Consider the following 24,350-nt stretch of genomic DNA (forward strand, 5'->3'; position numbering starts at 1 on the left):
ATCCTACGCCGCTCAGTCTGACGGCACACTTTGTAGTGGGGGCAACGCACGCGGTAGCATTCGTAGAATTCGTCGGGATCGACGATGGTTTTGACAACAGAGATTTAAGGGGACCTCTCAATGAATAAATCCGAACTGATTGATGCCGTTGCCGAGTCGGCGGGCCTTTCCAAGGCAGATGCGACGAAAGCCGTGGACGCTTTCTCGCAGACTGTCACCGATGCGCTCAAAAAGGGCGATCAGGTTACGCTGGTGGGCTTTGGTACTTTTACGGTTCGTGAGCGCGCCGCTCGCACCGGCCGCAACCCTCGCACCGGGGCTTCCATCAACATCGCTGCATCCAAAGTGCCGGGCTTCAAGGCTGGTAAGGCGCTCAAGGATGCAGTAAACTAAGCACCGCTTTCCGGGGTGGTTAGCTCAGCTGGGAGAGCGTCGCCCTTACAAGGCGAATGTCGGGGGTTCGAGCCCCTCACCACCCACCAAAACCGGATACGGAGCGGTAGTTCAGCTGGTTAGAATGCCGGCCTGTCACGCCGGAGGTCGCGGGTTCAAGTCCCGTCCGCTCCGCCACTAGCTTTAGTTTTCAGGAAGGCGCCACGGGCGCCTTTTTTTTACGGTGCGCCAAACATGCTGCTAGCCATTCGGGACCGCGTTCGCGGTTGGGTTGCCTATCTGGTGGTCGGGCTTCTGGCCGTCCCCTTTGCGCTTTTCGGTCTTTATAACTACCTGGGCGACGGCACCGGAGACCGGGTCGTGGCAACGGTGGAAGGGGAGGAAATCACCCGGGGCACTCTGGATGAGCGCTACCGAAGCCGGCAGGCGGAACTCCGGCGAATGCTGGGTGATCAGTTCGACCTCACCGCCATCGATGGTCCGCAGCTGCGGCGCCAGGTGCTTAACGAGCTCATCGACCGTGAGCTGCTGCTCAACTATGCCCGTGACGAGCAGTTGCAGGTGAGCGACGCAGACATAGCCCGCTACATTCGCCAGCAGGAGTTCTTCCAGGCCGACGGCGAGTTTTCGGTGGAGCGCTATCGCGCCTTGCTGGCCCGCAATAATCTGACGCCGGAGCGCTATGAGGCACAGGTCCGCCAGGATCTGGCCACGCAGCTGGTGCAGGGCGCCCTGGAAGGAACCGTCTTCGCCAGTGACCGCGAGCTGGATCGGTTGCTGGCCCTCCAGGATCAGCGCCGTGAGATCGCCTGGACGCAGCTCCCGGCAACCGCGTTTGCCGATGAAGTGCCGCTTGATCAGGCCAGCATCGAAAACTGGTTTTCGGAGAATAGTGAGCCGTTCCGTCAGCAGGCCCGGGTGCGCGTGGAGTACGTCCGGCTGGATGCCAAGGCACTGGCGGCGGACATTGATGTCAGCGATGAGGCCGTAAGAGCGCTCCACGAGGAGCGGATGCAGACTGGCGCCGATGACGGCGAGCGCTCGCTCCGTCACATCCTGGTGCAGGTGGCACCCGACGCTGACGATGTCGAGGTTGAACAGGCGCAGCAGGCAATCGCGGCGGCGCGAACCCGCATCGAAGAAGGCGAGGGCTTTGCCGAAGTGGCCGCAGAGGTTTCCGATGATCCCGGCTCGGCGCGCCAGGGCGGTGACCTGGGTGCCGTCAGCCGGGGCGATCTGGTGACGCCTTTCGCCGACGCGGCCTGGGATCTGGCGCCGGGGGAGCTGAGTGACCCGGTTCGCACCGAGTTCGGCTGGCATCTTATTGAGGTGACCGAGGCGCCCGAGACCGCGGAGGTGGCGTTTGAAGAGGTCGCCGATGAGTTGCGCCGGGAGATTGCCGAGGAACGGGCTCGGCAGCGGGTGTTCGAGCGGGGTAATGAACTGGAGTTGGTGGCCTTTGAGAATCCGGACTCCCTGGAACCCGCCGCCCGTGCGGTGGGACTGGAGGTCCGGGAAAGCGACTGGATTCCGCGCAGCGGCCGGGAGAGCGGTATTGGCAGTGAGTCCGCGGTGCTGTCCGCCGCCTTTAGCGAGGCCCTGCTCGAGCGTCGGGAAAACAGTGACCTCATCGAACTCGATGAAGATGCCTATGTGGTGCTACGGGTGGCGGACCATGAGCCCGCGCGCATCCCTGACTTTGCCGAAGTCGAGGATCAGGTGACGGAGGTTTATCGCGAGGAACGGGCCCTGGAGCTGGCGGAAGAAGCGGGGCGCTCGTTCATGGAGGGCCGGCAACCGTCCGAGGCCCTGGAGGCAGCCGCGGCGGTCGACGGCGCGGAGCAGCACCCGCCTCGTTGGGCAGGGCGAGATGACGCCGAGATCCCCCGCAGCGTGAGGCAGGCGGCCTTCCGGCTCTATCTGGCGGAGGGCGAGCCGGCGGTGGCCGGGCTGGCGTCACTGGGCGATGGCTATGCCATCGTCGCGGTCAGCGGGGTTGAAGACGGTGACCCCGACGCCGTTGATGCGGCGGAGCGCGAGCAGCTTCGCAACAGCCTCAACCGGGTGGATGGAGACGTGGCCATTGATGCGCTCATCCACGAGCTGCGCCAGCGCTCCAGTGTCCGGGTTTACGAGGAGCGCCTGTAACGGATCAGGCGCTCTTCGGGGTCGCTGAATCAGCCCTCGCCGAGGGCATTCCCGGACAGGGCCACCGCATGAAAGCCGGCGTCCACATGGACGACTTCGCCGGTGATGCCGGATGCCAGGTCCGAGCACAGAAAGGCACTGGCGTTGCCCACTTCCTCAATGCCGACATTGCGGCGCAGCGGGGCCGCGGCCGCGTTGTAATCCAGCATCTTTCGAAAATCTCCGATGCCCGATGCCGCCAGCGTCCGGATGGGCCCGGCGGAAACGGCATTGACGCGGATGCCCTCCGATCCCAGATCGTGGGCCATGTAGCGCACCGCCGCCTCGAGACTGGCCTTGGCGGGTCCCATGACGTTGTAGTTGGGCAGTGCCCGCTCGCCCCCCAGGTAGGTGAGCGTCAGCAGGCTGCCGTTGCGATCTTTCATCAGGGGACGGGCGGCCTTGGCCAGTGCCACGAAGCTGTAGGCGCTGATGTCGTGGGCCATGGCGTAGCCACCGCGGGTGGTGTTGTCCACAAAGGAGCCCTCGAGCTCTTCGCGAGGCGCGAACCCTACCGCATGCACCACAATATCGAGATGGCCCCAGACGTTTTCCAGCTCGTGGAAGACTGCCGCCATCTGCTCGTCATCGGTGACGTCCAGCGGCAGCACCGGTCCACCCCCACAGGCGGCCGAACACTGCTCGACCCGTCCCTTGAGCTTTTCGGTTTGATAGGTGAGCGCGATTTCAGCGCCTTCCCGATGCATGGCTTCTGCCACGCCCCAGGCAATGGACCGATTGCTCGCCACGCCAACGATGAGTGCCTTGCGGCCGGAAAGAAAACCCATGCGAACCCCTTTGCCCCCGAGAAAATCCCGGTTACGTTACTGAAAAGCGTCGATGCGGCCAACCGCATGACGCCTCGTGTCTTCCACTAGGGTAGCGAAAATGTTTGCACGCCGGGTTATCAGTTTTGGCCTTGCTCTTGTCCTCTCCATGGCGGTCTCCACCGTGTCGGCGGGCGACCATGCGCTGGCGCTGCATGGCGAGCCCAAATACGGCCCGGATTTCGAGCACTTTGACTACGTCAACCCCGACGCACCCAAGGGCGGGCAGATCCGTCTGGCCAACGTGGCGGCGTCCACGTTTGACACCCTCAACCCGTTCATTCTGCGGGGCACACCGGCCCAGGGTCTCGGCCTGGTCTTTGACACCCTGACCGAGCGGTCTTTGGATGAGGCCTTCACCGAATATGGCCTGATTGCCGAAACCATTGATGTGGCGGCAGATAACAGTCATGTGCGATTTCTGCTCCGGGAAGAAGCCCGTTTTCATGACGGCGTGCCGGTGACTGCCAGCGACGTCGCCTGGACCTTTCGCACCCTCCGTGAGGACGGTCATCCGCGATATCGCCCCTACTACCGGGATGTGGACCGGGTGGAGGTGGTCGATGACCACGAGGTGATTTTCCACTTCAGCACCACTCAAAATGCCGAGCTGCCCATGATCCTCGGCCAGCTGCCGGTCCTGCCGGAGCACTACTGGGCCGAGCGCGAATTCGGCCGCACCACTCTGGAGCCGCCGCTGGGCAGTGGCCCCTATCGCGTCGCGGAGGTGGATCAGGGCCGGCGCATCGTCTACCAGCGAGTCGAGGATTATTGGGCGGCGGATCTCCCCACGCAGCGTGGCCGCCACAACTTTGACCGCATGCTCTACGACTATTACCGGGATGGCACCGTGGCGGTTCAGGCCATCCAGGCCGGGGAATATCATCTCCGCCAGGAGAACGTGGCCCGTAACTGGGCCACGGCTTACGACAACAGCGCCGTGCGGGATGGTCTGCTGCGACTTGAGGAAATTCCTCACAGCCAGCCCGCCGGCATGCAGGGATTTTTCATCAATACCCGCCGCTCCATGTTCTCGGATCCCCGGGTACGGGAAGCGCTTGCCTACGCGTTCGACTTCCAGTGGACCAATGAAAACCTCTTCTACGGGGCTTATGAGCGCACCCGGAGCTACTTCGAGAACTCCGAGCTGGCGGCTACCGGGCTGCCTTCCGAAGCGGAGCTGGAAATTCTCGAGCCGTTTCGCGACCAGTTGCCGGAACGGGTTTTCACCGAAGCTTATGAGCCCCCCAGCACCGAGGGCCGAGGGATGCGGGGAAACCTTCGTCAGGCCTTCGCGCTACTGGATGAAGCCGGCTGGTCAGTGGTGGACGGTGATTTGACCCACACCGAAAGCGGCGAGGTCATGGACTTCGAGATCCTGCTGGTGAGTCCTTCCTTCGAGCGGGTGGTTCTGCCGATGCAGCGCAATCTGGAGCGGCTTGGGGCCAATGTCAGCGTACGGACCGTTGATCCAACCCAGTATCAGAATCGGCTGGATCGTTTTGATTTCGATATCACGGTCCATGTGGCGCCGCAGTCGCTGTCGCCGGGCAACGAGCAACGCGACTTCTGGAGCTGTGAGTCCGCCGAGATCAGCGGTAGCCGCAACATTGCCGGGGTCTGCGATCCGGTGATTGATGAGCTGGTTGAACGGATTGTCGATGCGCCGGACCGGGAATCCCTGATCCACCGGACCCGGGCGCTGGACCGGGTGCTGCAGTGGAATTTCTACGCCATCCCCAACTGGTACATTGATCGCTTCCGGATCGTGTATTGGGACCGTTTCGGGCGTCCCGGCGACAATCCGCCCTATGGATTCGCTCTGGATACCTGGTGGGTGGATCCCGACAAGGCCCAGCGCGTCGATGGGCGTTAACTGACAACCCGGAGTCTCGGAGCCCTTGTACGCATATATCGGGCGTCGCCTGCTGCTAATGATCCCGACCCTGCTCGGGGTTCTGCTGATTAACTTTGTGGTGGTTCAGTTCGCGCCGGGCGGTCCGGTGGAGCAGGTGGCCGCCCAGGTTCAGGGCACGGCAGATTTCTCCACCGCCCGGTTTTCGGGGGTCGCGGCGGACGAGGTGGCCAGCGAGAGCCGCGGTGCCCGGGGACTGGACCCGGAGTTCATTGCCGAGCTGGAAGCACAGTTCGGCTTTGACCGTCCGGCCCATGAGCGATTTCTGCTCATGGTGGGCAACTACGTCCGGTTCGACTTCGGTGAGAGCTTCTATCGGGATCAGACCGTGGGCGAGCTGATTGTCGAAAAATTGCCGGTGTCCATTTCCCTGGGGCTATGGACGCTCCTGTTCACTTATCTCATCTCGATCCCGCTGGGCATTCGCAAGGCCGTGCGCGACGGCTCGGCGTTCGATGTCTGGAGCAGTGCCGTGGTGATTGTCGGCTATGCCATTCCCGGCTTTCTGTTCGCGATCCTGCTTATCGTGGTGTTTGCCGGGGGCAGTTACCTGGACTGGTTTCCGCTGAGGGGGCTGGTCTCCGAGGACTGGCATGAGCTCTCCTGGCCCATGCGCATCCTCGATTACTTCTGGCATCTGGTGCTGCCCGTGCTGGCGATGGTGATCGGTGGCTTTGCCGGCCTGACCATGCTCACCAAGAATTCATTCCTCGAGGAAATCAACAAGCACTACGTTATGACCGCGCGAGCAAAGGGGGTCACCGAGCGGCGGGTGCTTTACGGCCACGTGTTTCGGAATGCCATGTTGATTGTCATTGCCGGATTTCCCGCGGCTTTTGTGGGGGTGCTGTTCACCGGGGCGCTGCTGATCGAAGTGATCTTTTCGCTGGACGGGCTGGGGCTACTGGGCTTCCAGTCGGTGGTCAACCGTGATTATCCGGTGGTTTTTGGCACGCTTTTCATCTTCACGCTGATTGGTCTGGTGCTGAATCTGCTGGGCGACATCATGTATGTCCTCGTGGATCCACGCATCGATTTCGAAGCCAGGCAGGGCTGAGCCGGTGGCCATTCAGCTCAACCCCATCAACCAGCGTCGCTGGGCCCAGTTCCGGGCCAACCGGCGGGGCTGGTGGTCACTGTGGATTTTCCTGGTGCTGTTCATTCTGTCGCTGTTTGCCGAGTTTCTGGCCAACGAGCGGCCACTGCTGGTTCATTACGACGGTGGCTGGTACGTGCCGGTGCTGGTCAGCTACCCCGAAACCATCTTCGGCGGAGACTTCCCCACGGAAGCAGAGTATCGGGATCCCTATGTGGCCGAGTTGATCAACGCGGACGGCTGGATGCTGTGGCCGCCGCTTCGGTACCACTATCGGACCATCAATTTCGAGAGCGAAGCCGCGGCGCCCGCGCCGCCCTCCGCGGAAAACTGGCTGGGTACCGACGATCAGGGCCGTGACGTGCTGGCGCGACTGATCTACGGCTTCCGGATTTCCGTGCTTTTCGGTCTCGCCCTCACCATCGGCAGTTCCCTGATCGGCGTGGCCGTCGGTGCGGTGCAGGGGTACTTCGGCGGTCGTACGGATCTCTTCGGGCAGCGCTTCATCGAGATTTGGGCCGGACTGCCAGTGCTCTATCTGCTGATCATCATGGCGGGCTTCGTGCAGCCGAGTTTCTGGTGGCTGCTGGGGATCATGCTGCTGTTCAGCTGGACCCAGCTGGTGGGCGTGGTCCGGGCAGAATTCCTGCGGGTCCGCAACTTCGACTACGTGAAAGCCGCCAAAGCCCTGGGGGTAACTGATAGCGTCATCATGGTCCGCCATGCCCTGCCCAACGCCATGGTGGCCACGGTGACGTTCATGCCGTTCATTCTTACCGGCTCCATCACCACGTTGACTTCACTGGATTTTCTGGGCTTCGGGCTGCCGCCGGGATCCCCGTCGCTGGGGGAGCTTCTCGCCCAGGGCAAAGCCAACCTGCAGGCCCCCTGGCTGGGCCTGACCGCGTTTTTCAGCCTGTCCATCATGCTGTCGTTGCTGGTGTTCATCGGTGAGGCGGCGCGGGATGCTTTCGACCCCCGCAAGACGCTGGGAGGGCACGGCGGGTGAGTCAGTTGCTGTCCATTCAGGAACTGTCCGTCTGTTTCGGGCATGGCGAGGGGCGGGTCACCGCGGTGCGCCAGGTGAGCCTGGGACTGAATGCCGGTGAAACCCTGGCGCTGGTGGGGGAAAGCGGTTCCGGGAAATCGGTGACGGCGCTGTCGATTCCGCAGCTGCTGCCATACCCCTATGCCGCTCACCCCACCGGCCGTATACATCTGGACGGGGAGTCCCTGCTGGATGCCTCTCGGGCACGCATGCAGGTGGTCCGGGGCGGTGAGCTGGGAATGATTTTTCAGGAGCCCATGACCTCACTGAATCCGCTGCACACTATTGAAAAGCAGATTGGCGAAACCCTGCGGATTCATCAGCGGCTCAGTCCGGCCATCGCCCGGGACCGGATCGTCGAGCTGCTGGAGATGGTGCGGCTGCCGGAGGCGGCCAGTCGTCTGGGGGCTTTCCCCCATCAGCTCTCCGGGGGGCAGCGTCAGCGGGTGATGATCGCCATGGCCATCGCCAACAGTCCCCGTCTGCTGATCGCCGATGAGCCCACCACGGCGCTGGACGTCACCATTCAGGCCGAGATCCTGGATCTGCTGGCGGACCTGCAGCGCCGCCTTGGCATGGCGATGCTGTTTATCAGTCATGACCTGGGCGTGGTTCGACGGATCGCCGATCGGGTGGCGGTGATGAAGCAGGGAGAAATTGTCGAGCAGGGCTCCATCGACACGGTTTTCAACCACCCGACGGATCCCTATACCCGGCTGCTGCTGGATGCCGAGCCCGAGGGCCGGCCGGCCGCGGTGCCCGCCGGTGAGCCGGTCCTGGAGACCCGGGATCTGCAGGTGTGGTTTCCCCGTCGCGGCGGACTGCTCAAGCGGGTGGTGGGGCACCTCAAAGCCGTGGATGGCATTGATTTGTCCGTGCGCCCGGGAGAGACCCTGGGCGTGGTCGGGGAGAGCGGCTCCGGCAAAACCACCCTCGGCATGGCCTTGCTGCGACTGCAGGATGGCCGGGGTGCCATCGAGTATCAGGGGCAGGACATCACCCGCTACTCCAACCGTCAGTTACGTCCGCTGAGACGGGAGCTGCAGGTGGTGTTTCAGGATCCCTTCGGCAGCCTGAGCCCGCGCATGTCGGTGGGGCAGATCATCGGCGAAGGGCTGGAAGTCCATGGCATCGGCGAGGGCCGCGAAGGCCGGGAGGCACTGGCCCGGGACGCCCTCGCCGAAGTGGGACTGGACCCGGCACTGGCGTCGCGGTTTCCCCACGAACTCTCCGGGGGGCAGCGTCAGCGGGTGGCGGTGGCCCGTGCCGTGGTCCTGAAGCCGCGTCTGATTGTTCTGGATGAGCCCACTTCCGCCCTGGACCGCTCGGTTCAGGCCCAGTTGGTGTCATTACTGCGCACGCTTCAGGCCCGTCATGGCCTCGCCTACATTTTTATCAGTCATGATCTCAAGGTCGTTCGGGCCATGAGTCATCGCATGGTGGTGATGCAGGCCGGCCGGATTGTGGAGGCCGGCGACGCCGAGGCGATTTTCGAGAGTCCGGCCGACCCCTATACCCAGCGCTTACTGGCGGCGGCGCTCTAGGGGCCCGCGCTGGTATCATCGCGCCATGAATAACCCCGTTATTGCGCTGGTCGGCCGCCCCAACGTCGGCAAATCCACCCTGTTCAATCAACTGACCCGTACCCGGGATGCCCTGGTGGCGGATTTTCCAGGCCTGACTCGTGATCGCCAGTACGGCGTCGGGCGGGTCGGCGAGCACCCGTATGTGTTGATCGATACCGGTGGGCTCGGTGAGCCGGACGACGTCACGTACCATCACATGCAGCGTCAGGCGCTTCGGGCGCTGGACGAGGCCGACGCGATCCTCTTTCTGGTGGACGCCCGCACCGGGGTCACCCCCGGCGACGAGGCGCTCACGGCGGACCTGCGTCAACGGGGCAAGCGGGTCTGGCTGGTGATGAACAAAGTGGACGGGGTGGACGCGGATGTGGCGGCCGCCGATTTCCACGGTCTGGGGCTGGACACTCCCTGGCCCATCGCCGCCGTGCATGGTCGTGGCGTGCGGCGGCTGATTGATGACGTGCTGGAGACGCTGATGCCGGCGGCGGAGCCAGCCGGAACCGACTCGCAGCCAGTGCCTGAGGGGTTTTCAGCGCCCGCCGGCGACGATCCGACAACGGCCATCGAGGTCGCCATTGTCGGCCGGCCCAATGTGGGCAAGTCCACGCTGGTGAATCGGCTCATTGGCGAGGAACGGGTGCTGGTGTACGACATGCCCGGCACCACCCGGGATGCCATTCGCGTGCCCTTCGAGCGCGACGGCCGTGCCTTTACCCTTATCGATACCGCCGGCGTGCGTCGCCGCAGCCGGGTTCGGGAGACCGTCGAAAAGTTCAGCGTCGTCAAAACCCTGCAGGCCATCGAAGCGTCGCGGGTGGTCATCATGGTGCTGGATGCTCAGCAGGAAATCTCCGAGCAGGACGCGCACCTGATCGGCCATGTCATCGAAGCGGGCCGCGGGCTGGTGCTGGCGGTGAACAAATGGGATGGGCTGGAGCCGGGGGCGCGGGAGCGGATCCGCCGCGAGCTGGACGTCAAGCTGGGCTTTCTGGATTTCACGCGGCCGCGTTTTATCTCGGCCCTGCACGGCACCGGGGTCGGGCGCCTCCTCGAGGAAGTGGCTCGTGTGGATGAAGCCGGTCGGCGCGAGCTCGGCACCCCGGAGCTCAACCGGATCCTGGCCGAGGCTACTGAAGCCCATCAGCCGCCACTGATCCGCGGCCGCCGGATTAAACTGCGCTATGCCCATCAGGGTGGCCGCAACCCACCCACCATTGTCGTCCACGGCAATCAGACCGCCGCGCTGCCCGGGGCTTATCGCCGCTATCTGGTGAACCGTTTCCGGCGCGAGCTGGGGCTTTGGGGAACCCCCATCCGCCTGGAGTTGCGCACGGGTGAAAACCCCTATGCCGGGCGCCGCAACAAACTGACCCCCCGACAGCAGCGCAAGCGCGAGCGCCTCATCCGCCGTCGTCAGCGTTAGCCCAACGGCGTAATTGGCGCCCCGGGCAGGATTCGAACCTGCGACCTATCGCTTAGGAGGCGATTGCTCTATCCGGCTGAGCTACCGGGGCAGGGACCGAATCGACGGGCTATTCAGGGAAGGTGGTGGAGCCGAGGGGAATCGAACCCCTGACCTCTAGAGTGCGATTCTAGCGCTCTCCCAACTGAGCTACGGCCCCATTAACCGAGCGAAAGTGTAGCATTGCGCTCTCGTGTGGTTCCACACTTGAGAGGATCCCGTGGCAGACACGCTGGCCATCGTCATTCCCGCCCTCAATGAGCAGGGGCGGATTGCTGAACTGGTGGAATCGCTGCGGCGCCAGCGAGGGTCCCATCCCTGGCTGGAGACACCGCTGGTGGTGGATGGCGGCAGCCGCGATGCCACCGTATCCGAAGCGAAACGGGCCGGCGCCCGGACCCTGGTGGCCGACCCGGGACGGGCTCGGCAGATGAATGCCGGCGCAGCGGCCACCCGCTCCGAGTGGCTGTGGTTTTTGCACGCGGATACCCGGCTGCCCGCGGGATCGCTTTCGGCGTTGCAGCGTTGCCTTGCTGCGGGGCGGGACTGGGGGCGCTTCGACGTCCGGATCCAGGGGGACCACTGGATGCTGCCGGTGATTGCCACCAGCATGAATGCTCGCTCCCGACTCACCGGCATCGCCACCGGGGATCAGGGGATTTTTGTGCGTCGCCGGGTTTTTGACGCCGTGGGCGGTTATCCGGAGCAGCCGCTGATGGAAGACATTGCGCTCTGCCGCCGACTCAAGGACGCCGTGGGGCGGCCGGCATGCCTCCGGGAGTCGCTGCATACCTCCGGTCGCCGCTGGGAAAGCCATGGGGTCTGGCGGACCATGGCGCTCATGTGGCAACTCCGGTGGGCCTACTGGCGGGGCGCCGATCCGGAACACCTTGCCTCGCGCTATCACTCGAGGGGTTCGTGATGCGGGTCAGGATTGCGATCCTGGCCAAGGCGCCGGTGCCGGGTCAGGTCAAGACCCGGCTGGGCCGTCGGGTGGGGGATCGGGCCGCCGCCGGCCTCTACACGCGCATGCTCCGGGACGTCGCCGCCATGGTCCAGGGGGCGGCCAGCGGGCCGGTAACGTTGTGGCACACGCCGGTTCGTCACCCATTGCTCACCGGCCTGGCCCGCCACCACGGGTTTGATCTGGCCAGCCAGCCCCGCGGCCCACTGGGGGCGCGTCTGCGGGCCATTGCCCGAGAGTCCCTGCGGGACTCCGAGGCGGTGTTGATGGTGGGCGGCGACTGCATCGGCCTGGGTCCGGCTCACATTCGCGCCGCCCGGCGCTGTCTCGCCGAGGGTCTTGAAGCGGTTTTTGCGCCGGCGCCGGACGGCGGCTACACGCTGGTGGGGCTCACCCGCCGGGTCCCCCGGTTGTTCCAGGGCATCGACTGGGGAACCCCGGCGGTGATGGGCCAGACGCTGGCTGCCGGTCGGCGGGGCAAAGTCCGTCTTGGCCTGATCGCGCCCGCGAATGACCTGGATGACTGGGCTGACCTGCGCCGCTGGCGTCGCGAGGCGGGGTCGGAGGTGATCTGGCGCCGACAACCGCGGGGTGGGTATGATGCCGCCGCGAGAGCGACGCTTGGTGCCGGGGGCGGGAATCGAACCCGCACTCTCTTGCGAGAACCGGATTTTGAGTCCGGCGCGTCTACCAGTTCCGCCACCCCGGCGCGGAGCGCTGAGTATAACAGGCCTGAATGAAAGTCAGCGATTTCGAATATCACCTGCCCGAGTCACTGATTGCCTCGGAACCGCTCCCCCGTCGGACCGACAGCCGCCTGCTCGTGGTTGACCGCGACACCGGCGCGTTGGCGGACCGGGACTTCCCGGCCATTGTGGATTTTCTGGGGCCCGGCGACCTGCTGGTTCTGAATGACACCCGGGTTCTGCCGGCCCGGCTTTTCGGTCACAAGGCCACTGGCGGCGCCGTCGAGGTTCTGCTCGAGCGGGTGCTGAATGAGCGCGAAGCCCTTGCCCAGATCCGGGCCAGTAAAACCCCGAAAGCGGGCACCAGGCTGCATCTGGAGGGCGGGCTTGGCGTCGAGGTGACACAACGCGACGGGGACTTTTTCCGGCTTTGCTTCGAAGGGACCGAACCCCTGCCGGTCCTTCTTGAGCGCCATGGCCACATGCCGCTGCCGCCTTACATCAAACGGCCGGACACCCATGCGGACCGGGAACGCTACCAGACGGTATTCGCCGACAAGCCGGGTGCCGTCGCGGCCCCCACGGCGGGGCTGCATTTTGACCCGTCACTGCTTCAGACCCTTGAAAATCGCGGGGTGGAACTGGCGCGGCTGACGCTCCATGTGGGCGCCGGGACCTTCCAGCCGGTGCGCAGCGAGACGGTGGAGGACCATGAAATGCACGCCGAGTGGGTATCCGTGCCGGCCTCCGTCTGCGATGCGGTTGCCCGCACCCGGGCCCGTGGCGGTCGGGTGGTGGCCGTGGGAACCACCGTGGTGCGTTCCCTGGAGACGGCGGCCCTGGGGGGTGAACTCGCACCGTTTGAGGGGGAAACCGACATCTATATCTATCCGGGATATGAGTTCCGGGTGGTGGACGCGCTGATCACCAATTTTCATCTGCCGGGCTCGACGCTGGTCATGCTGGTGAGCGCTCTGGCCGGCCGCGAGTCAATCCTGGCGGCTTACCGGCACGCCGTGGAGCGGCAGTACCGTTTCTTCAGCTATGGCGACGCCATGCTCATCATGGCTGACACCACCACGGTGGCACCATGAGCCTGCGATTCGAAACCCTGGCCGAGGATGGCCTGGCCCGCCGGGGTCGTTTGCACTTCCAGCGGGGGGTGGTAGAGACCCCGGCATTCATGCCCGTGGGCACCTACGGCACGGTCAAGGGGGTGACGCCGGAGGAGGTGGCCGAATCGGGCGCCCAGATCCTGCTGGGTAACACTTTCCACCTCATGCTGCGTCCGGGCACCGAAATCATTGCCGACCATGGGGACCTGCATGACTTCATGCACTGGCAGGGCCCGATCCTGACCGACTCCGGCGGCTTCCAGGTGTTCAGCCTGGCGAAGGGTCGGAAAATCACCGAACGGGGCGTCCGCTTCCGCTCGCCGGTGGACGGCTCGGAAGTGTTTCTAGATCCGGAACGCTCCATGGCCGTCCAGCGAGCGCTGGGCAGCGATATCGTGATGATTTTCGACGAATGCACCGCCTGGCCGGTGGAAAAGCACGAGGCGCGCCGATCCATGGAGCTGTCGCTGCGCTGGGCGGAGCGCAGCCGCGCTGCCCACGGGGACAATCCATCGGCGCTATTCGGCATCGTGCAGGGGGGCATGTTCGAGGACCTGCGAGCGGCGTCCCTGGATGGACTCACCGGGATTGGTTTTGACGGCTACGCGGTGGGTGGCCTGTCGGTGGGGGAGCCACCGGAGGAGCGACTCCGGGTGCTGGACAGTCTTGGCCCCCGGCTGCCGGCAGCGGCTCCCCGCTATTTAATGGGGGTTGGACGGCCTGAAGATCTGGTGGAATGCGTGGCGCGGGGCATCGACATGTTTGACTGCGTGTTGCCCACCCGCAATGCCCGCAACGGATTTCTGTATACCGACACCGGGACCCTGAGGCTGCGGAATGCCCGGTTTGCCCGGGACACCCGCCCGGTGGAAGCCGACTGTGACTGCTACACCTGCCAGCACTACAGCCGGGCCTATCTGCGACATCTCGACCGCTGCGGCGAGATGCTTGGTTCGCGGCTCAACACGCTTCACAACCTGCGCTATTTTCAGCGCCTCATGCAGCGTCTGCGCGACGCCATCGAGGCTGGCGAGCTCAATGAGTTCCGGCGGGACTTCGCCGCCAAACGCAGCGGTATGACATAATCCTCCCTTTACTTTGACGGAGTGCATCATGGATTTCTTCATCAGTAACGCAATGGCCCAGCAGGGCGAGCCGGGCGCCGGCCTGATGGGCCTGCTGTTTCCCATCGCCCTGATCGTGATCTTCTACTTTCTGCTGATCCGGCCGCAGCAGAAGCGCGCCAAGGAACACAAGAAGCTGGTGGAAAACCTCTCCAAGGGAGACGAGGTCCTGACCACCGGTGGACTGGTGGGGCTGATCACCGATGTCGGTGACACCTTCGCCACTCTGGAGGTCGCGGATAATCTCGAGGTCAAAATGCAGAAATCCGCGGTGGCCCAGGTACTGCCCAAGGGCTCTTACCGCCAGAGTCTGGAGAAGACTGAGGCCACCAAGGCCAGCGCCAAGTAAAACCCCATGAATCGCTATCCGCTCTGGAAATATGTCCTGATCGTCACCGTGATCCTGACGGGCTGTCTGTATGCCCTGCCCAATCTTTTCGGGCAGGATCCCGCGCTTCAGGTCACCACGGCGGATGGCAATCCCCCCGATGAGCGCACCCGCGCTCGCATCGTGGACCTGCTGGCTGACCGGAACGTGCCGGTAGAAGCCGCCGAGCTGCGGGACGGACAGTTTCTGCTGCGGCTACCGGACCTGGATGCTCAGATGCGCGCTGCCGACGAGGTGGAACTCGCCCTTGGCCGGGATCACACCGTGGCGCTCAACCTTGCCTCCGCCACGCCGGAATGGTTGCGGGGGCTCGGTGGCCGACCCATGTATCTGGGCCTTGATCTGCGGGGGGGTGTCCACTTTTTGATGGAAGTGGACATGGATACCGTGCTTGAGCAGACGGTGGGGCGCTACACCGATGAGTTCCGTCGCCTGTTGCGGGACGACGGCATTCGCCACCGGGGAATCCAGAGTCAGGAGACTGGGGTAAGCGTGCGTTTTGCCAGCGAGGCGGACGCGGATCGGGCGCTGTCTCTCCTGTTACCGGAATATCCTGAGCTGGACTTCGATGTGGAGGTGACCGAGGACCCGGCGGGTGCCCGGCTTGTTGCCACCCTGACCGATGAAGAACTCGCCGAAGTCCGCAATTTCGCCATCCAGCAGAACATCACCACGCTGCGCAATCGGGTGGATGAGCTGGGCGTGGCCGAGCCGGTGATTCAGCGCCAGGGGGCCGAGCGCATTGTCGTCCAGCTGCCCGGTGTCCAGGACACCGCCCGGGCCAAAGACATCATCGGCGCCACCGCGACTCTCGAATTCCGGATGGTGGATCAGGACAACTTTCCCTTCTTCGGCGATGCCGACAGCACTGTACCTCCGGGCACCGAACTTTTCCCGGAGCGTGATGGTGGTTACGTGCTGCTGGAGCGGGAGATCATCATCACCGGTGACGAAATCACCGACGCCTCGTCCGGGCTGGATACCCGAACCGGCCAGCCGGAGGTCAATATCCGGCTGAGCGGGGCTGGTGGCAGCCGAATGAACCGCATCACCGGTGCCCGGGTGGGCGACCACATGGCGGTGTTGTTCAAGGAAACCGAGCTTCAGGCCCGACGGGTCGGCGACGAGGTCATTCGCGAGCAGGTCCAGGTGGAAGAGGTCATTAACGTGGCCCGCATCCAGGAGCAGCTGGGCAATCGCTTCCGCATTACCGGCCTTGAGAGCAGCCAGGAGGCCCGCAACCTGTCGCTGCTGCTGCGGGCGGGTTCTCTGGCGGCGCCGATGCAGATCATCGAAGAGCGCACCATTGGGCCCAGTCTGGGGCAGCAGAACATTGATCAGGGCATCGCAGCGGTGCTGATGGGCTTCGCCCTGGTGGTGCTGTTCATGGGCGTTTATTACCGGGTGTTCGGGCTGCTGGCGAATCTGGCACTGGTGACCAATCTGGTGCTGATTGTGGCGGCGCTGTCAGCGTTACAGGCCACCCTGACGCTGCCCGGCATCGCTGGCATTGTCCTGACGGTGGGCATGGCGGTGGACGCCAACGTGCTGATTTTTGAGCGCATCCGCGAAGAGCTGCGCAATGGCAGCAGCGCTCAGCAGGCCATCGAAGCGGGCTATGGCAAGGCCCTGTCCACCATTGCGGATGCCAACATCACGACACTCATTGCGGCCATTGTGCTGTTTGCGTTCGGCACTGGTCCCATCAAGGGCTTTGCGGTGACCCTGTCCATCGGTCTGGTCAGCTCCATGTTCACGGCCATTCTCGGCACCCGAGCCCTGGTCAACCTTATCTACGGCGGCCGCCGCGGCGCCCGTCTGGCTATCTGAGGGAGCGATCTTGGACTTCTTCAAGCGCGAACCCCGAATCGATTTCATGGCCCACCGGCGGCTGGCAGCGCTGGTCACCGCCTTTCTGCTGGTGGGGGCTATCGCCCTGATCGTGTTCCGGGGCCTGAACCCCGGGCTGGATTTCACCGGCGGCACGCTGGTGGAGGTTGGTTACCCCGAAGCGGTGGAGCTGGAGTCGGTGCGGCAGACCCTGACCGAAGCCGGTTTCGAGGGAGCGGTGGTGCAGACTTTCGGCACGCCGCGGGACATCCTGATTCGAATGCCGCCGGATGAAGGCACCGGCGATGAACTCAGTAACGCGGTGCTGGATGCCCTGCAGGCGGCACGCCCGGATGCGGAGCTGCGTCGGGTGGAGTTCGTTGGGCCCCAAGTGGGTGAGGAACTGACTGAGCAGGGCGGGCTGGCGTTGCTGTACGCGTTGGCCGGGATTCTGATCTATGTGGCGTTCCGCTTTGAATACCGATTTGCCATCGGTTCGGTGTCCGCCGTGGTCCATGACGTGGTGGTCACGGTCGGTCTGTTCGTGGCCACGGGGCTGACTTTCGACCTCACGGTCCTGGCGGCGCTGCTGGCCGTCATCGGCTACTCCCTTAACGACACCATCGTGGTCTTCGACCGAATCCGGGAAAACTTCGTGCGCATGCGCAAGGGCACCGCCGAAGAGGTGACCAATCGGTCCATCAATCAGATGTTGCCCCGGACGCTGGTGACCAGTCTGACCACCTTGCTGGTGCTGCTGGCGCTGCTGTTCTTCGGCGGCGAGTTGATCCGTGGTTTCGCGGTGACCCTGATCATCGGCGTGCTGGTGGGCACCTATTCATCCATCTACGTGGCGAGTTCCGCCGCCCTGGCGCTGGGCGTCAGCAAGGAAGACCTCATCCCGCCGCCGAAAGAGGGCGAGGACGCCGACGAAAGTCAGGAGACCCCGCTACGCTGAGGTATCAGGCGCGGATGCCATCCACGCGGTGGGGTCCGATGGTGCGAACCAGGTCGGCGAACAGCCGGGGGCTGCCCGCGACGATGTTGCCGGTCTCCAGATAGCGGTCGCCACCGGCGAAATCGCCGACAATGCCGCCGGCTTCACGGATCATCAGCGCGCCGGCCCCCATGTCCCAGGGCTTGAGGCCGATCTCCCAGAAGCCGTCCAGCCGCCCGCAGGCCACATAGGCGAGGTCCAGGGCGGCGGCACCGGCCCGACGCAGGTCCCCGGCCCGGGCAAATACGTCCCCGAACATGCCCAGATAGGCGCTGTGATATTCGCGCAGGCGCAGCGGAAAGCCGGTGCCAATGAGGGCGTTGTCCAGACCCGGCCGAGGCTTGATGCGCATCTTCCGGCCTTCAAAGGTACAGCCGCCGCCGCGCTTGGCGGTCCAGAGCTCCTGGAGCACCGGATCATAGATAACGCCGGCTTCGAGGGCGCCCTTGTGTTTGAGCGCGATGGAGACCGCAAACTGCGGGAATCCGCGCAGGAAGTTGGTGGTGCCGTCCAGCGGATCCACCAGCCAGACATACTCGGCGTCCTCGCTGCCCCCTTCCTCTTCGCCGACAATAGCGTGGTCGGGGTAGGCCTGCCGGAGGATGGCGCGAATTTCAGCCTCGGCCATCCGGTCCACTTCGCTGACGAAATCATTTTCGCCCTTCTGCTCCACTACAATCCGATCCAGTCGGTCCATGTGGCGAACGATGATGTTGCCGGCGCTGCGGGCGGCGCGCACGGCGATGTTAACCATGGGGTTCATTTAAAGATCCTGATCTGTACCGCGGCCGCCGTTGGCATGCCGTAGAATTCAGCGCGGATGATAACAGTATTCGATCCGGGAGGTGGCAGCGTGGCAGACGGGCCCGTGACGGGACAGGCGTGTCGGGTGGTGCTGGTGGGAACCAGTCACTCCGGTAATATCGGGGCGGCGGCACGGGCGATGAAAACCATGGGACTGACCGGGCTCGACCTGGTGGCGCCGGAGTGCGAGGTTGACGAACAGGCCCTCGCCATGGCGGCGGGCGCCCGGGACGTGGTGGAGTCGGCGGTGATTCATGAAACCCTCGCGGGGGCCCTTGCGGAGAGCGATCTGGTGCTGGGGCTGACCGCCAGAGAGCGCCGGGATGGGGTTCCCGCCCTGGGTCCGGCCGAGGCGGCGACCCTGATCGCCGCCCAGCCCGGCGGCCAGGTGAGTGTCCTGTTCGGGCGGGAGCGCACCGGGCTGACCAACGACGAGCTCGCCTTTTGCCATCGGCTGGTGCATCTGCCGGCCAACCCGGAGTATCCGTCGCTCAACATTGCCGCCGCCGTGCAGGTCATGAGCTATGAGATTCGCTGCAAGCGCCTTGGCGAGCCGGGAGGCACCACCGGCTCTTCATCCGGGGAAGTGATCGCCACCGGGGCGCACCTGGAGGGCCTGCATACCGATCTGGCGCGGCTGGTGGAGCGCACGGGCTACTCCGCCAATCAGCCCCGGGAAGTGCTCAACCGGCGGCTTAGAAATTTCATCAACCGATCCCGCCCCACCCGGGATGAAGTCAATCTGCTCCGGGGTATCCTCAAGCGCATCAAGCACTGAGGGCGCTGGCTGCGGCACCTGGCGCGCGCGTATACTTCCGCCCATGATGCAACGTCTCCGAGAAGATGTCCGGTGCGTGTTTGACCGCGATCCCGCGGCCAGGCATTACTTCGAGGTGCTCACCACCTATCCGGGTGTGCACGCGCTGCTTCTGCACCGGTTGAACCACTGGCTCTGGCGCCACCACCTGCGCTGGCTGAGCCGGTTCCTGTCCCTGATTGCCCGGCTACTGACGGGTATCGAGATCCATCCGGGAGCCCGCATCGGGCGGCGGTTTTTCATTGACCATGGCCTTGGCGTCGTCATCGGCGAAACCGCCGAAGTGGGGGATGACTGCACCCTGTACCAGGGGGTTACGTTGGGCGGGACGTCCTGGGAGGGTGGCAAACGCCACCCGACGCTAGGCGATAACGTGGTAGTCGGCGCCGGCGCCAAAGTGCTTGGCCCGATCAGCGTCGGCGAAGGGGCCCGGATCGGCTCCAATGCCGTGGTGGTCAAGGATGTGCCCGACAATGCGACCATGGTTGGTATTCCGGCGCGGGTGGCCCGGCTGGGTTCGGAGCCGTCATCGCTGTCCGAAACCGACCAGCGGCGGGCGGAAACGGCCCGACGGATCGGCTTCGATGCCTACGGGGCGACCCATGACATGCCGGATCCGGTAGCCAATGCCATCAACTCGATCCTTGACCATGTCCACCATACCGACGCCCGGCTGCAGGAAATGTGCACCGCACTTCGCGAGCTGGGAGCCGAAGTCAATGACACCCGCATTCCGGATATCGATCGCTGTGGCATGGAGGAGGATCCGGCCACCGATCGGGCGTCGTCCGGCGACCCGAAATAGCGATGGACCCGACGCGAATCTACATGGATCACGCGGCGACCACGCCGCTGGATCCCCGGGTGGCAGCGCGCATGGAAAGTGTCCGGGGGACCACCGGGCTGGTGGCCAATCCTTCCAGCTCGCACCCCGCGGGCATGGCGGCCTCGGCCGCGGTGGCGGTGGCCCGGGATGAGGTCCTGGCAGCCGTCCATGCCCCTGGGTATCACTTGCTCTGGACCAGCGGCGCCACCGAGGCGGACAACCTCGCCATCCTCGGCGTTGCCCGGGCGACGCGCCGGCGGGAGCCGGCCCGGGACCGGATCCTGGTGGCGGCCACTGAGCACTCAGCGGTGCTGGCGTCAGCTGACGCGGCCCGGGAGATGGGTTTTGAGGTTCAGCGGCTGGCGGTGGGCGTCGACGGACAGCTGGATATGGAGGGCCTGGCCGGAGCGATCGATCAGCGGGTGGCGCTGGTATCCGTTGCCCATGTCAACAGCGAAACCGGCGTTATCCAGCCGCTGGAGGCCATTGCGTCGGCGGTGCACGAGGCGGGCGGGCGTTTTCACGTGGACGCGGCCCAGGGAGCGGGCCGTCTGCCGCTTGATCTGAGCGCCATGGGCGCCGATCTGGTGTCATTGTCCGCCCACAAGTTCTACGGACCCAAGGGCATTGGCGCGCTCTGTTATCACCCGGATGTGCGCATTGAGCCGCTTTTTCATGGTGGCGCGCAGCAGCAGGGGCTCAGGCCCGGGACGCTGCCGGCGGACCTGATTGCCGGCATGGGCGCGGCGCTGGCGCTGGCCGATGACGAATCCGAGCGGCGTCGGCTTCTGGAGCTGCGCCGGCGACTCCGGGATCAACTGGTGGCCCTGGGGGGCGTGGTCATCAATGGGCGCGACGACGGCTCGCCTCATATCCTCAATGTCTCGTTCGCTGGGGCTCATGGAGCCGTGCTGCGGGACGGGTTGAGGGATTGTCAGGTGAGCTTCGGGTCCGCCTGCAGTGATGGCGGTGCGTCGCCGGTTCTGCGAGCCATGGGACGGCCGGATGCACTGGCTCATGCCGCGGTGCGCTTCAGTCCGGGTCGCTACACCCGGGTGGAAGAAGTCGACGCGCTGGCTTGCCATGTCGCCAGCGTCGTGCGTCAGGCGCGGGCCGTCTCCCCGGTTTGGAGAGAACTCCTTGAGGGCCGTCCGGTGGCCGAGGTTTACGAGGCAACAACCCCGCTGGACGTGGCTTGAAACGGTGGTTTGCGAGGCGCAGGATTGGGATAAGTATTTAGGGGCTCCCGCTGATGTGGCGGGTTGGCGCCACGGCGGGGCGGGTTCGATTCGGGAAGACCGCCGGGTCGATTGCTGGCTGGCCATTGAAGGCGACCGCGTTCAGTCAGCCCGCTTTGAAGTGTTCGCCGGACCGGACGCTCTGCGAGGGGCTCTTTGGGCAGCGCGGTGGCTGTCCGGCCGTCCCGTGGCCGACCTGGAGTCCCTGACCGGACTGGAAATCGTTCGTCGGGCAGGGCTTGCCGACGGGGCGAAGACCGATGCACTGTGCATTGAGGATGCGATGCGTGCCGCCGCAACGGCATCGCCACTGACAGGAGGCCGAGAGCAGTCATGAATATTCAGGTAACGGAGCGTGCCGCCAAACACATCCGCCAGTCTCTGGCTCGCCACGGCGGTGGTGTCGGACTTCGACTGGGCGTCCGGACCTCGGGCTGCTCGGGGTTCATGTACACCGTGGACTACGCCGAGTCGGTGAGTGAAGACGACACCCTGGTGGAGCAGCACGGAGCAACGGTGGTGATCGACCGCAAGAGCCTGCCCTTTCTGGAGGGGCTTGAGGTGGATTTCGTCCGTGAGGGGCTCAACGAGCGGTTCAGCTTCCACAACCCGAATGTCACCGCCGAATGCGGTTGCGGGGAGAGCTTCGCCTTCCAGTAATTGTCGGGAGACCGACGCGACGATACACTCAGGCGCTTCGTTCAACCCGCCGCGGCGCCGCTGGTGGGTTTCTGTTTTTCTGGCCCGGGGGTTTTTCGGGCTGACAAGGGAGTTCATGAATGTCCGTGGAGCGCACACTTTCCATCATCAAGCCTGATGCGGTCGCCGCCAACAACATCGGCGAGATCTATCGCCGCTTCGAGACCGCCGGCCTGACGATCATCGCGGCCCGCATGCTGCACCTGAGCCAGGAGCAGGCGGAGTCATTCTACGCGGTTCACCGTGAGCGGCCGTTTTTCGCCGACCTGGTGAAATTCATGATGTCGGGCCCAGTGGTGGTGCAGGTTCTAGAAGGCGAGAATGCCATCGCCAAGAACCGGGAGATCATGGGTGCCACCAATCCCGCCGAAGCCGCCGCCGGTACCATTCGCCACGATCTGGCGGAAACCGTTGACGCCAATGCCGTTCACGGTTCCGACGCGCCGGAGACCGCCCGTGAAGAAATCGCCTTCTTCTTCGGAGATGATGAGCTCCACAGCCGGCGCTGATAACGCGTCCGCTCCCCGTGTCGATCCCGTCGGGCTCCTGGGCCTGGACGAGAGCGGGATGAAGGAATTTCTCGCCGATATCGGCGAGAAACCCTTCCGCAGTCGTCAACTGCGTCAGTGGCTGCACCAGCGGCAGGTTTATGATTTTGCCGAAATGACCGACCTCTCCAAGGGGCTGCGTCAGACCCTGACCGAGCGGGTCCGCATCAATGTCCCGCAGGCGATTTTCGACAAGGAGTCGGCGGACGGCACCCGCAAGTGGCTGGTAGGCCTTGAGAGCGGCAATGCCGTCGAGACGGTCTATATCCCTGAGCGGGACCGCGGCACGCTGTGCGTTTCCTCGCAGGTGGGTTGCGCCCTCGACTGCGGCTTCTGTTCCACCGGCAAGCAGGGCTTCAACCGCAATCTCTCCGCCGACGAGATTATCGGGCAACTGCATTTCGCTTCAGCGGCACTGGAGGCCGAGGGTCGGGGTCGCCGGATCACCAACGTGGTGATGATGGGCATGGGTGAGCCCCTGGCGAACTTCCGCAATGTAGTCTCTGCCACCAATCTGATGGTGGACCCCTATGCTTGGGGCCTGTCCCGGCGCCGTGTCACGCTGTCAACGGTGGGGCTGGTTCCCGCCCTCTATCGGCTCGCGGACCACAGCAACATCAGCCTTGCGGTGTCGCTGCATGCCCCCAATGACCGGCTTCGCGACGAGATTGTGCCCATCAACCGCAAATATCCCCTCCGCGAGCTGCTGCCCGCCTGCGAGCACTATCTCGACAACACGCCGCATCACGCCATTTATTGGGAGTACGTGATGCTGGACGGCGTCAACGACAGTCTGGCCAATGCCCGCGAACTGGTGGAGCTGCTGGGTAACATTCCCTCCAAAATCAACCTGATCCCTTTCAATCCGTTTCCCGGCACCCGATATGTGGGTTCGCCCCGCGAGCGCATCCGCCGGTTCGCCGACCATCTCCAGAAAGCCGGTTTCATCACCACCATCCGGCGAACTCGGGGTCAGGACATCGACGGCGCCTGCGGCCAGCTGGTGGGCCAGGTGATCAATCGCCGCAACCGCGGCAAGCAGGGGGCAAACCGGGTCCCTGCCTGATGCGAGCGCTGGTTGGTGGCTTGGCGATGTTGTTTCTCACCGCCTGTGCGGTGCAGGCAGACCGTCCGCTTAGCACCGAGGAGGCGCAGCGGGCCGCTCGGGCGAACACCGACCTCGCGATCTACCACCTCCAGCAGGCGGATCTGGCTCGGGCCAGGGATCGGGCCCTGCAGGCGCTGGAACAGGACCCGGAGTACGTCGTGGCGCACCTGGTGACAGCGGAAATCCAGGTCGAGCTGGATAACCCCAAAGTTGCTGAGCGGCACTTTCGCGAAGCGCTGCGGCTGGAGCCGGAGAACGGCGCTGCGCTCAACAATTACGCCGGCTTTCTCTGTCGGCAGGGGCGGGTGATGCAGGCGGTGGATCTCTACGAACTCGCTATCGCCAATCCCCTTTACCCCCAACGCAATGTCGCTCGGGTCAATGCCGGGCGCTGCCTGGCGGATGCAAATCAGCCCGCGCAGGCGGCGCGTTACTGGCAGACCGCTCTGGAGAATGATCCGGCGTCCGTACCCGCCCTTCGCGGTATGAGTGAAATCTTCCTGGCGAGGGGTGATGCCGATAGGGCACGGGCATTTTATTCGCGCTACACTGATAAGTCGGTAGAGACGCCGTCGATGCTGTGGCTGGGTGTGCGGATTGCCACGGCAGAGGGGGATCGGAAAGGCGCGGAGGAACTCGAACATCGACTCCGGCAGCGTTATCCCGAGTTCGAAATCCCGCACGATTGACCGAGT

The 24,350-nt window shown here is 64.4% G+C and carries 23 protein-coding genes, 5 tRNA genes and 1 pseudogene; 24 read left to right on the forward strand and 5 right to left on the reverse strand.

The features are described 5' to 3' along the window. Nucleotides 1–120 precede the first annotated feature (120 nt). From GJ672_RS02825 to GJ672_RS02840, 4 genes are all read left to right on the forward strand, one after another. Nucleotides 121–393 (forward strand): HU family DNA-binding protein, encoded by a 273-nt coding sequence (locus tag GJ672_RS02825; RefSeq protein WP_154295778.1) that lies wholly within the window; start codon nt 121–123, stop codon nt 391–393. Between the two features lie 13 nt (nt 394–406). Then, nucleotides 407–482: transfer RNA gene (locus GJ672_RS02830), tRNA-Val, on the forward strand. A gap of 11 nt (nt 483–493) precedes the next feature. Beyond that, nucleotides 494–570, forward strand: a tRNA-Asp gene (locus GJ672_RS02835). 57 nt (nt 571–627) lie between these two features. Further along, nucleotides 628–2,541: a SurA N-terminal domain-containing protein gene (locus GJ672_RS02840; RefSeq protein ID WP_154295779.1), complete on the forward strand. Its 1,914-nt coding sequence runs from the start codon at nt 628–630 to the stop codon at nt 2,539–2,541. Nucleotides 2,542–2,570: 29 nt separating this feature from the next. Here the strand turns inward: GJ672_RS02840 and GJ672_RS02845 are convergent, their stop codons facing one another. Further along, nucleotides 2,571–3,368: an enoyl-ACP reductase gene (locus tag GJ672_RS02845; RefSeq protein WP_154295780.1), complete on the reverse strand. Its 798-nt coding sequence runs from the start codon at nt 3,366–3,368 to the stop codon at nt 2,571–2,573. 100 nt (nt 3,369–3,468) lie between these two features. Between GJ672_RS02845 and GJ672_RS02850 the strand changes: the two genes are divergently transcribed. Genes GJ672_RS02850 through der form a run of 5 tightly spaced genes read left to right on the forward strand, consistent with a single transcriptional unit; the run spans nt 3,469 to nt 10,472 of the window. Beyond that, entirely contained in the window at nt 3,469–5,283 is a 1,815-nt protein-coding gene (locus tag GJ672_RS02850) for an extracellular solute-binding protein (RefSeq protein ID WP_154295781.1), read from the forward strand. Nucleotides 5,284–5,308: 25 nt separating this feature from the next. After that, nucleotides 5,309–6,379: a microcin C ABC transporter permease YejB gene (locus GJ672_RS02855; protein ID WP_154295782.1), complete on the forward strand. Its 1,071-nt coding sequence runs from the start codon at nt 5,309–5,311 to the stop codon at nt 6,377–6,379. A gap of 10 nt (nt 6,380–6,389) precedes the next feature. Beyond that, nucleotides 6,390–7,427 (forward strand): ABC transporter permease, encoded by a 1,038-nt coding sequence (locus GJ672_RS02860; protein WP_154297001.1) that lies wholly within the window; start codon nt 6,390–6,392, stop codon nt 7,425–7,427. After that, nucleotides 7,424–9,010 carry an ABC transporter ATP-binding protein gene (locus GJ672_RS02865; protein WP_154295783.1) on the forward strand — a complete coding sequence of 529 codons (1,587 nt, stop codon included), beginning with the start codon at nt 7,424–7,426 and terminating at the stop codon, nt 9,008–9,010. Before GJ672_RS02860 ends, GJ672_RS02865 begins: the two co-directional genes overlap by 4 nt. 25 nt (nt 9,011–9,035) lie before the next feature. After that, nucleotides 9,036–10,472: a ribosome biogenesis GTPase Der gene (gene der / locus GJ672_RS02870; RefSeq protein WP_154295784.1), complete on the forward strand. Its 1,437-nt coding sequence runs from the start codon at nt 9,036–9,038 to the stop codon at nt 10,470–10,472. A gap of 14 nt (nt 10,473–10,486) precedes the next feature. Here der and GJ672_RS02875 read toward each other — a convergent pair. Next, nucleotides 10,487–10,563: transfer RNA gene (locus tag GJ672_RS02875), tRNA-Arg, on the reverse strand. Nucleotides 10,564–10,595: 32 nt separating this feature from the next. Then, nucleotides 10,596–10,671 (reverse strand) — tRNA-Ala (locus GJ672_RS02880). Nucleotides 10,672–10,731: 60 nt separating this feature from the next. Between GJ672_RS02880 and GJ672_RS02885 the strand changes: the two genes are divergently transcribed. Further along, nucleotides 10,732–11,433: a TIGR04283 family arsenosugar biosynthesis glycosyltransferase gene (locus GJ672_RS02885; RefSeq protein WP_229381933.1), complete on the forward strand. Its 702-nt coding sequence runs from the start codon at nt 10,732–10,734 to the stop codon at nt 11,431–11,433. Continuing rightward, nucleotides 11,433–11,951 (forward strand): annotated as a pseudogene (locus tag GJ672_RS09650) (TIGR04282 family arsenosugar biosynthesis glycosyltransferase); the annotation flags it as partial. The gene GJ672_RS02885 and the pseudogene GJ672_RS09650, both read left to right, overlap by 1 nt. Nucleotides 11,952–12,097: 146 nt before the next feature. On the opposite strand, the gene GJ672_RS02895 reads toward GJ672_RS09650, so the two are convergent. Then, a tRNA-Leu gene (locus tag GJ672_RS02895) sits at nt 12,098–12,184 on the reverse strand. 27 nt (nt 12,185–12,211) lie between these two features. Between GJ672_RS02895 and queA the strand changes: the two genes are divergently transcribed. The 5 genes from queA to secF are packed head-to-tail and all read left to right on the forward strand — an operon-like array spanning nt 12,212 to nt 17,576. Next, nucleotides 12,212–13,255 (forward strand): tRNA preQ1(34) S-adenosylmethionine ribosyltransferase-isomerase QueA, encoded by a 1,044-nt coding sequence (gene queA, locus GJ672_RS02900; protein WP_154295785.1) that lies wholly within the window; start codon nt 12,212–12,214, stop codon nt 13,253–13,255. A 2-nt stretch (nt 13,256–13,257) separates the two neighbouring features. Beyond that, nucleotides 13,258–14,361, forward strand: a complete 1,104-nt coding sequence (gene tgt, locus GJ672_RS02905; RefSeq protein ID WP_154297003.1) for a tRNA guanosine(34) transglycosylase Tgt — start codon at nt 13,258–13,260, stop codon at nt 14,359–14,361. Between the two features lie 28 nt (nt 14,362–14,389). Further along, complete coding sequence (gene yajC / locus GJ672_RS02910; RefSeq protein WP_154295786.1) at nt 14,390–14,749, forward strand: preprotein translocase subunit YajC; 360 nt, start codon at nt 14,390–14,392, stop codon at nt 14,747–14,749. 6 nt (nt 14,750–14,755) lie between these two features. Further along, complete coding sequence (gene secD / locus GJ672_RS02915; protein ID WP_154295787.1) at nt 14,756–16,618, forward strand: protein translocase subunit SecD; 1,863 nt, start codon at nt 14,756–14,758, stop codon at nt 16,616–16,618. 46 nt (nt 16,619–16,664) lie between these two features. Further along, nucleotides 16,665–17,576, forward strand: a complete 912-nt coding sequence (gene secF / locus GJ672_RS02920; protein ID WP_229381966.1) for a protein translocase subunit SecF — start codon at nt 16,665–16,667, stop codon at nt 17,574–17,576. Nucleotides 17,577–17,580: 4 nt separating this feature from the next. Here the strand turns inward: secF and GJ672_RS02925 are convergent, their stop codons facing one another. Next, nucleotides 17,581–18,378 (reverse strand): inositol monophosphatase family protein, encoded by a 798-nt coding sequence (locus GJ672_RS02925; protein WP_154295789.1) that lies wholly within the window; start codon nt 18,376–18,378, stop codon nt 17,581–17,583. A gap of 90 nt (nt 18,379–18,468) precedes the next feature. Here GJ672_RS02925 and GJ672_RS02930 point away from each other — a divergent pair, with 90 nt between their 5' ends. The 8 genes from GJ672_RS02930 to pilW all read left to right on the forward strand — a co-directional run bounded on the left by GJ672_RS02930 (nt 18,469) and on the right by pilW (nt 24,344). Next, a complete protein-coding gene (locus GJ672_RS02930; protein ID WP_229381935.1) occupies nt 18,469–19,197 on the forward strand; it encodes an RNA methyltransferase in 729 nt (242 codons plus the stop codon). 43 nt (nt 19,198–19,240) lie between these two features. Next, nucleotides 19,241–20,041 (forward strand): serine O-acetyltransferase, encoded by an 801-nt coding sequence (gene cysE / locus GJ672_RS02935; protein ID WP_154295791.1) that lies wholly within the window; start codon nt 19,241–19,243, stop codon nt 20,039–20,041. Nucleotides 20,042–20,043: 2 nt separating this feature from the next. Next, a complete protein-coding gene (locus GJ672_RS02940) occupies nt 20,044–21,261 on the forward strand; it encodes a cysteine desulfurase family protein (protein WP_154295792.1) in 1,218 nt (405 codons plus the stop codon). A 55-nt stretch (nt 21,262–21,316) separates the two neighbouring features. After that, nucleotides 21,317–21,637 (forward strand): hypothetical protein, encoded by a 321-nt coding sequence (locus tag GJ672_RS02945; protein ID WP_154295793.1) that lies wholly within the window; start codon nt 21,317–21,319, stop codon nt 21,635–21,637. Continuing rightward, nucleotides 21,634–21,960, forward strand: coding sequence for an iron-sulfur cluster assembly accessory protein (locus GJ672_RS02950; protein WP_154295794.1), 327 nt, complete (start codon nt 21,634–21,636; stop codon nt 21,958–21,960). The genes GJ672_RS02945 and GJ672_RS02950 overlap by 4 nt, the downstream gene beginning before the upstream one ends. A gap of 119 nt (nt 21,961–22,079) precedes the next feature. After that, nucleotides 22,080–22,508: a nucleoside-diphosphate kinase gene (gene ndk, locus GJ672_RS02955; RefSeq protein WP_154295795.1), complete on the forward strand. Its 429-nt coding sequence runs from the start codon at nt 22,080–22,082 to the stop codon at nt 22,506–22,508. Further along, on the forward strand, nt 22,486–23,613 hold the full coding sequence (gene rlmN, locus GJ672_RS02960) for a 23S rRNA (adenine(2503)-C(2))-methyltransferase RlmN (protein ID WP_154295796.1): 1,128 nt from the start codon (nt 22,486–22,488) through the stop codon (nt 23,611–23,613). Before ndk ends, rlmN begins: the two co-directional genes overlap by 23 nt. Further along, nucleotides 23,613–24,344, forward strand: coding sequence for a type IV pilus biogenesis/stability protein PilW (gene pilW, locus GJ672_RS02965; RefSeq protein ID WP_154295797.1), 732 nt, complete (start codon nt 23,613–23,615; stop codon nt 24,342–24,344). Before rlmN ends, pilW begins: the two co-directional genes overlap by 1 nt. Nucleotides 24,345–24,350 lie beyond the last annotated feature (6 nt).

This window comes from Spiribacter sp. 2438, assembly GCF_009676705.1.
GTDB lineage: Bacteria > Pseudomonadota > Gammaproteobacteria > Nitrococcales > Nitrococcaceae > Spiribacter.

Coding starts and splice junctions, on each gene's coding strand:
- GJ672_RS02825 (WP_154295778.1), top strand. CDS start 121: ATGAATAAATCCGAACTGATTGATGCCGTTGCCGAGTCGGCGGGCCTT.
- GJ672_RS02840 (WP_154295779.1), top strand. CDS start 628: ATGCTGCTAGCCATTCGGGACCGCGTTCGCGGTTGGGTTGCCTATCTG.
- GJ672_RS02845 (WP_154295780.1), bottom strand. CDS start 3,368: ATGGGTTTTCTTTCCGGCCGCAAGGCACTCATCGTTGGCGTGGCGAGC.
- GJ672_RS02850 (WP_154295781.1), top strand. CDS start 3,469: ATGTTTGCACGCCGGGTTATCAGTTTTGGCCTTGCTCTTGTCCTCTCC.
- der (WP_154295784.1), top strand. CDS start 9,036: ATGAATAACCCCGTTATTGCGCTGGTCGGCCGCCCCAACGTCGGCAAA.
- queA (WP_154295785.1), top strand. CDS start 12,212: ATGAAAGTCAGCGATTTCGAATATCACCTGCCCGAGTCACTGATTGCC.
- yajC (WP_154295786.1), top strand. CDS start 14,390: ATGGATTTCTTCATCAGTAACGCAATGGCCCAGCAGGGCGAGCCGGGC.
- secD (WP_154295787.1), top strand. CDS start 14,756: ATGAATCGCTATCCGCTCTGGAAATATGTCCTGATCGTCACCGTGATC.
- secF (WP_229381966.1), top strand. CDS start 16,665: ATGGCCCACCGGCGGCTGGCAGCGCTGGTCACCGCCTTTCTGCTGGTG.
- GJ672_RS02925 (WP_154295789.1), bottom strand. CDS start 18,378: ATGAACCCCATGGTTAACATCGCCGTGCGCGCCGCCCGCAGCGCCGGC.
- cysE (WP_154295791.1), top strand. CDS start 19,241: ATGATGCAACGTCTCCGAGAAGATGTCCGGTGCGTGTTTGACCGCGAT.
- GJ672_RS02940 (WP_154295792.1), top strand. CDS start 20,044: ATGGACCCGACGCGAATCTACATGGATCACGCGGCGACCACGCCGCTG.
- GJ672_RS02950 (WP_154295794.1), top strand. CDS start 21,634: ATGAATATTCAGGTAACGGAGCGTGCCGCCAAACACATCCGCCAGTCT.
- ndk (WP_154295795.1), top strand. CDS start 22,080: ATGTCCGTGGAGCGCACACTTTCCATCATCAAGCCTGATGCGGTCGCC.
- rlmN (WP_154295796.1), top strand. CDS start 22,486: ATGAGCTCCACAGCCGGCGCTGATAACGCGTCCGCTCCCCGTGTCGAT.
- pilW (WP_154295797.1), top strand. CDS start 23,613: ATGCGAGCGCTGGTTGGTGGCTTGGCGATGTTGTTTCTCACCGCCTGT.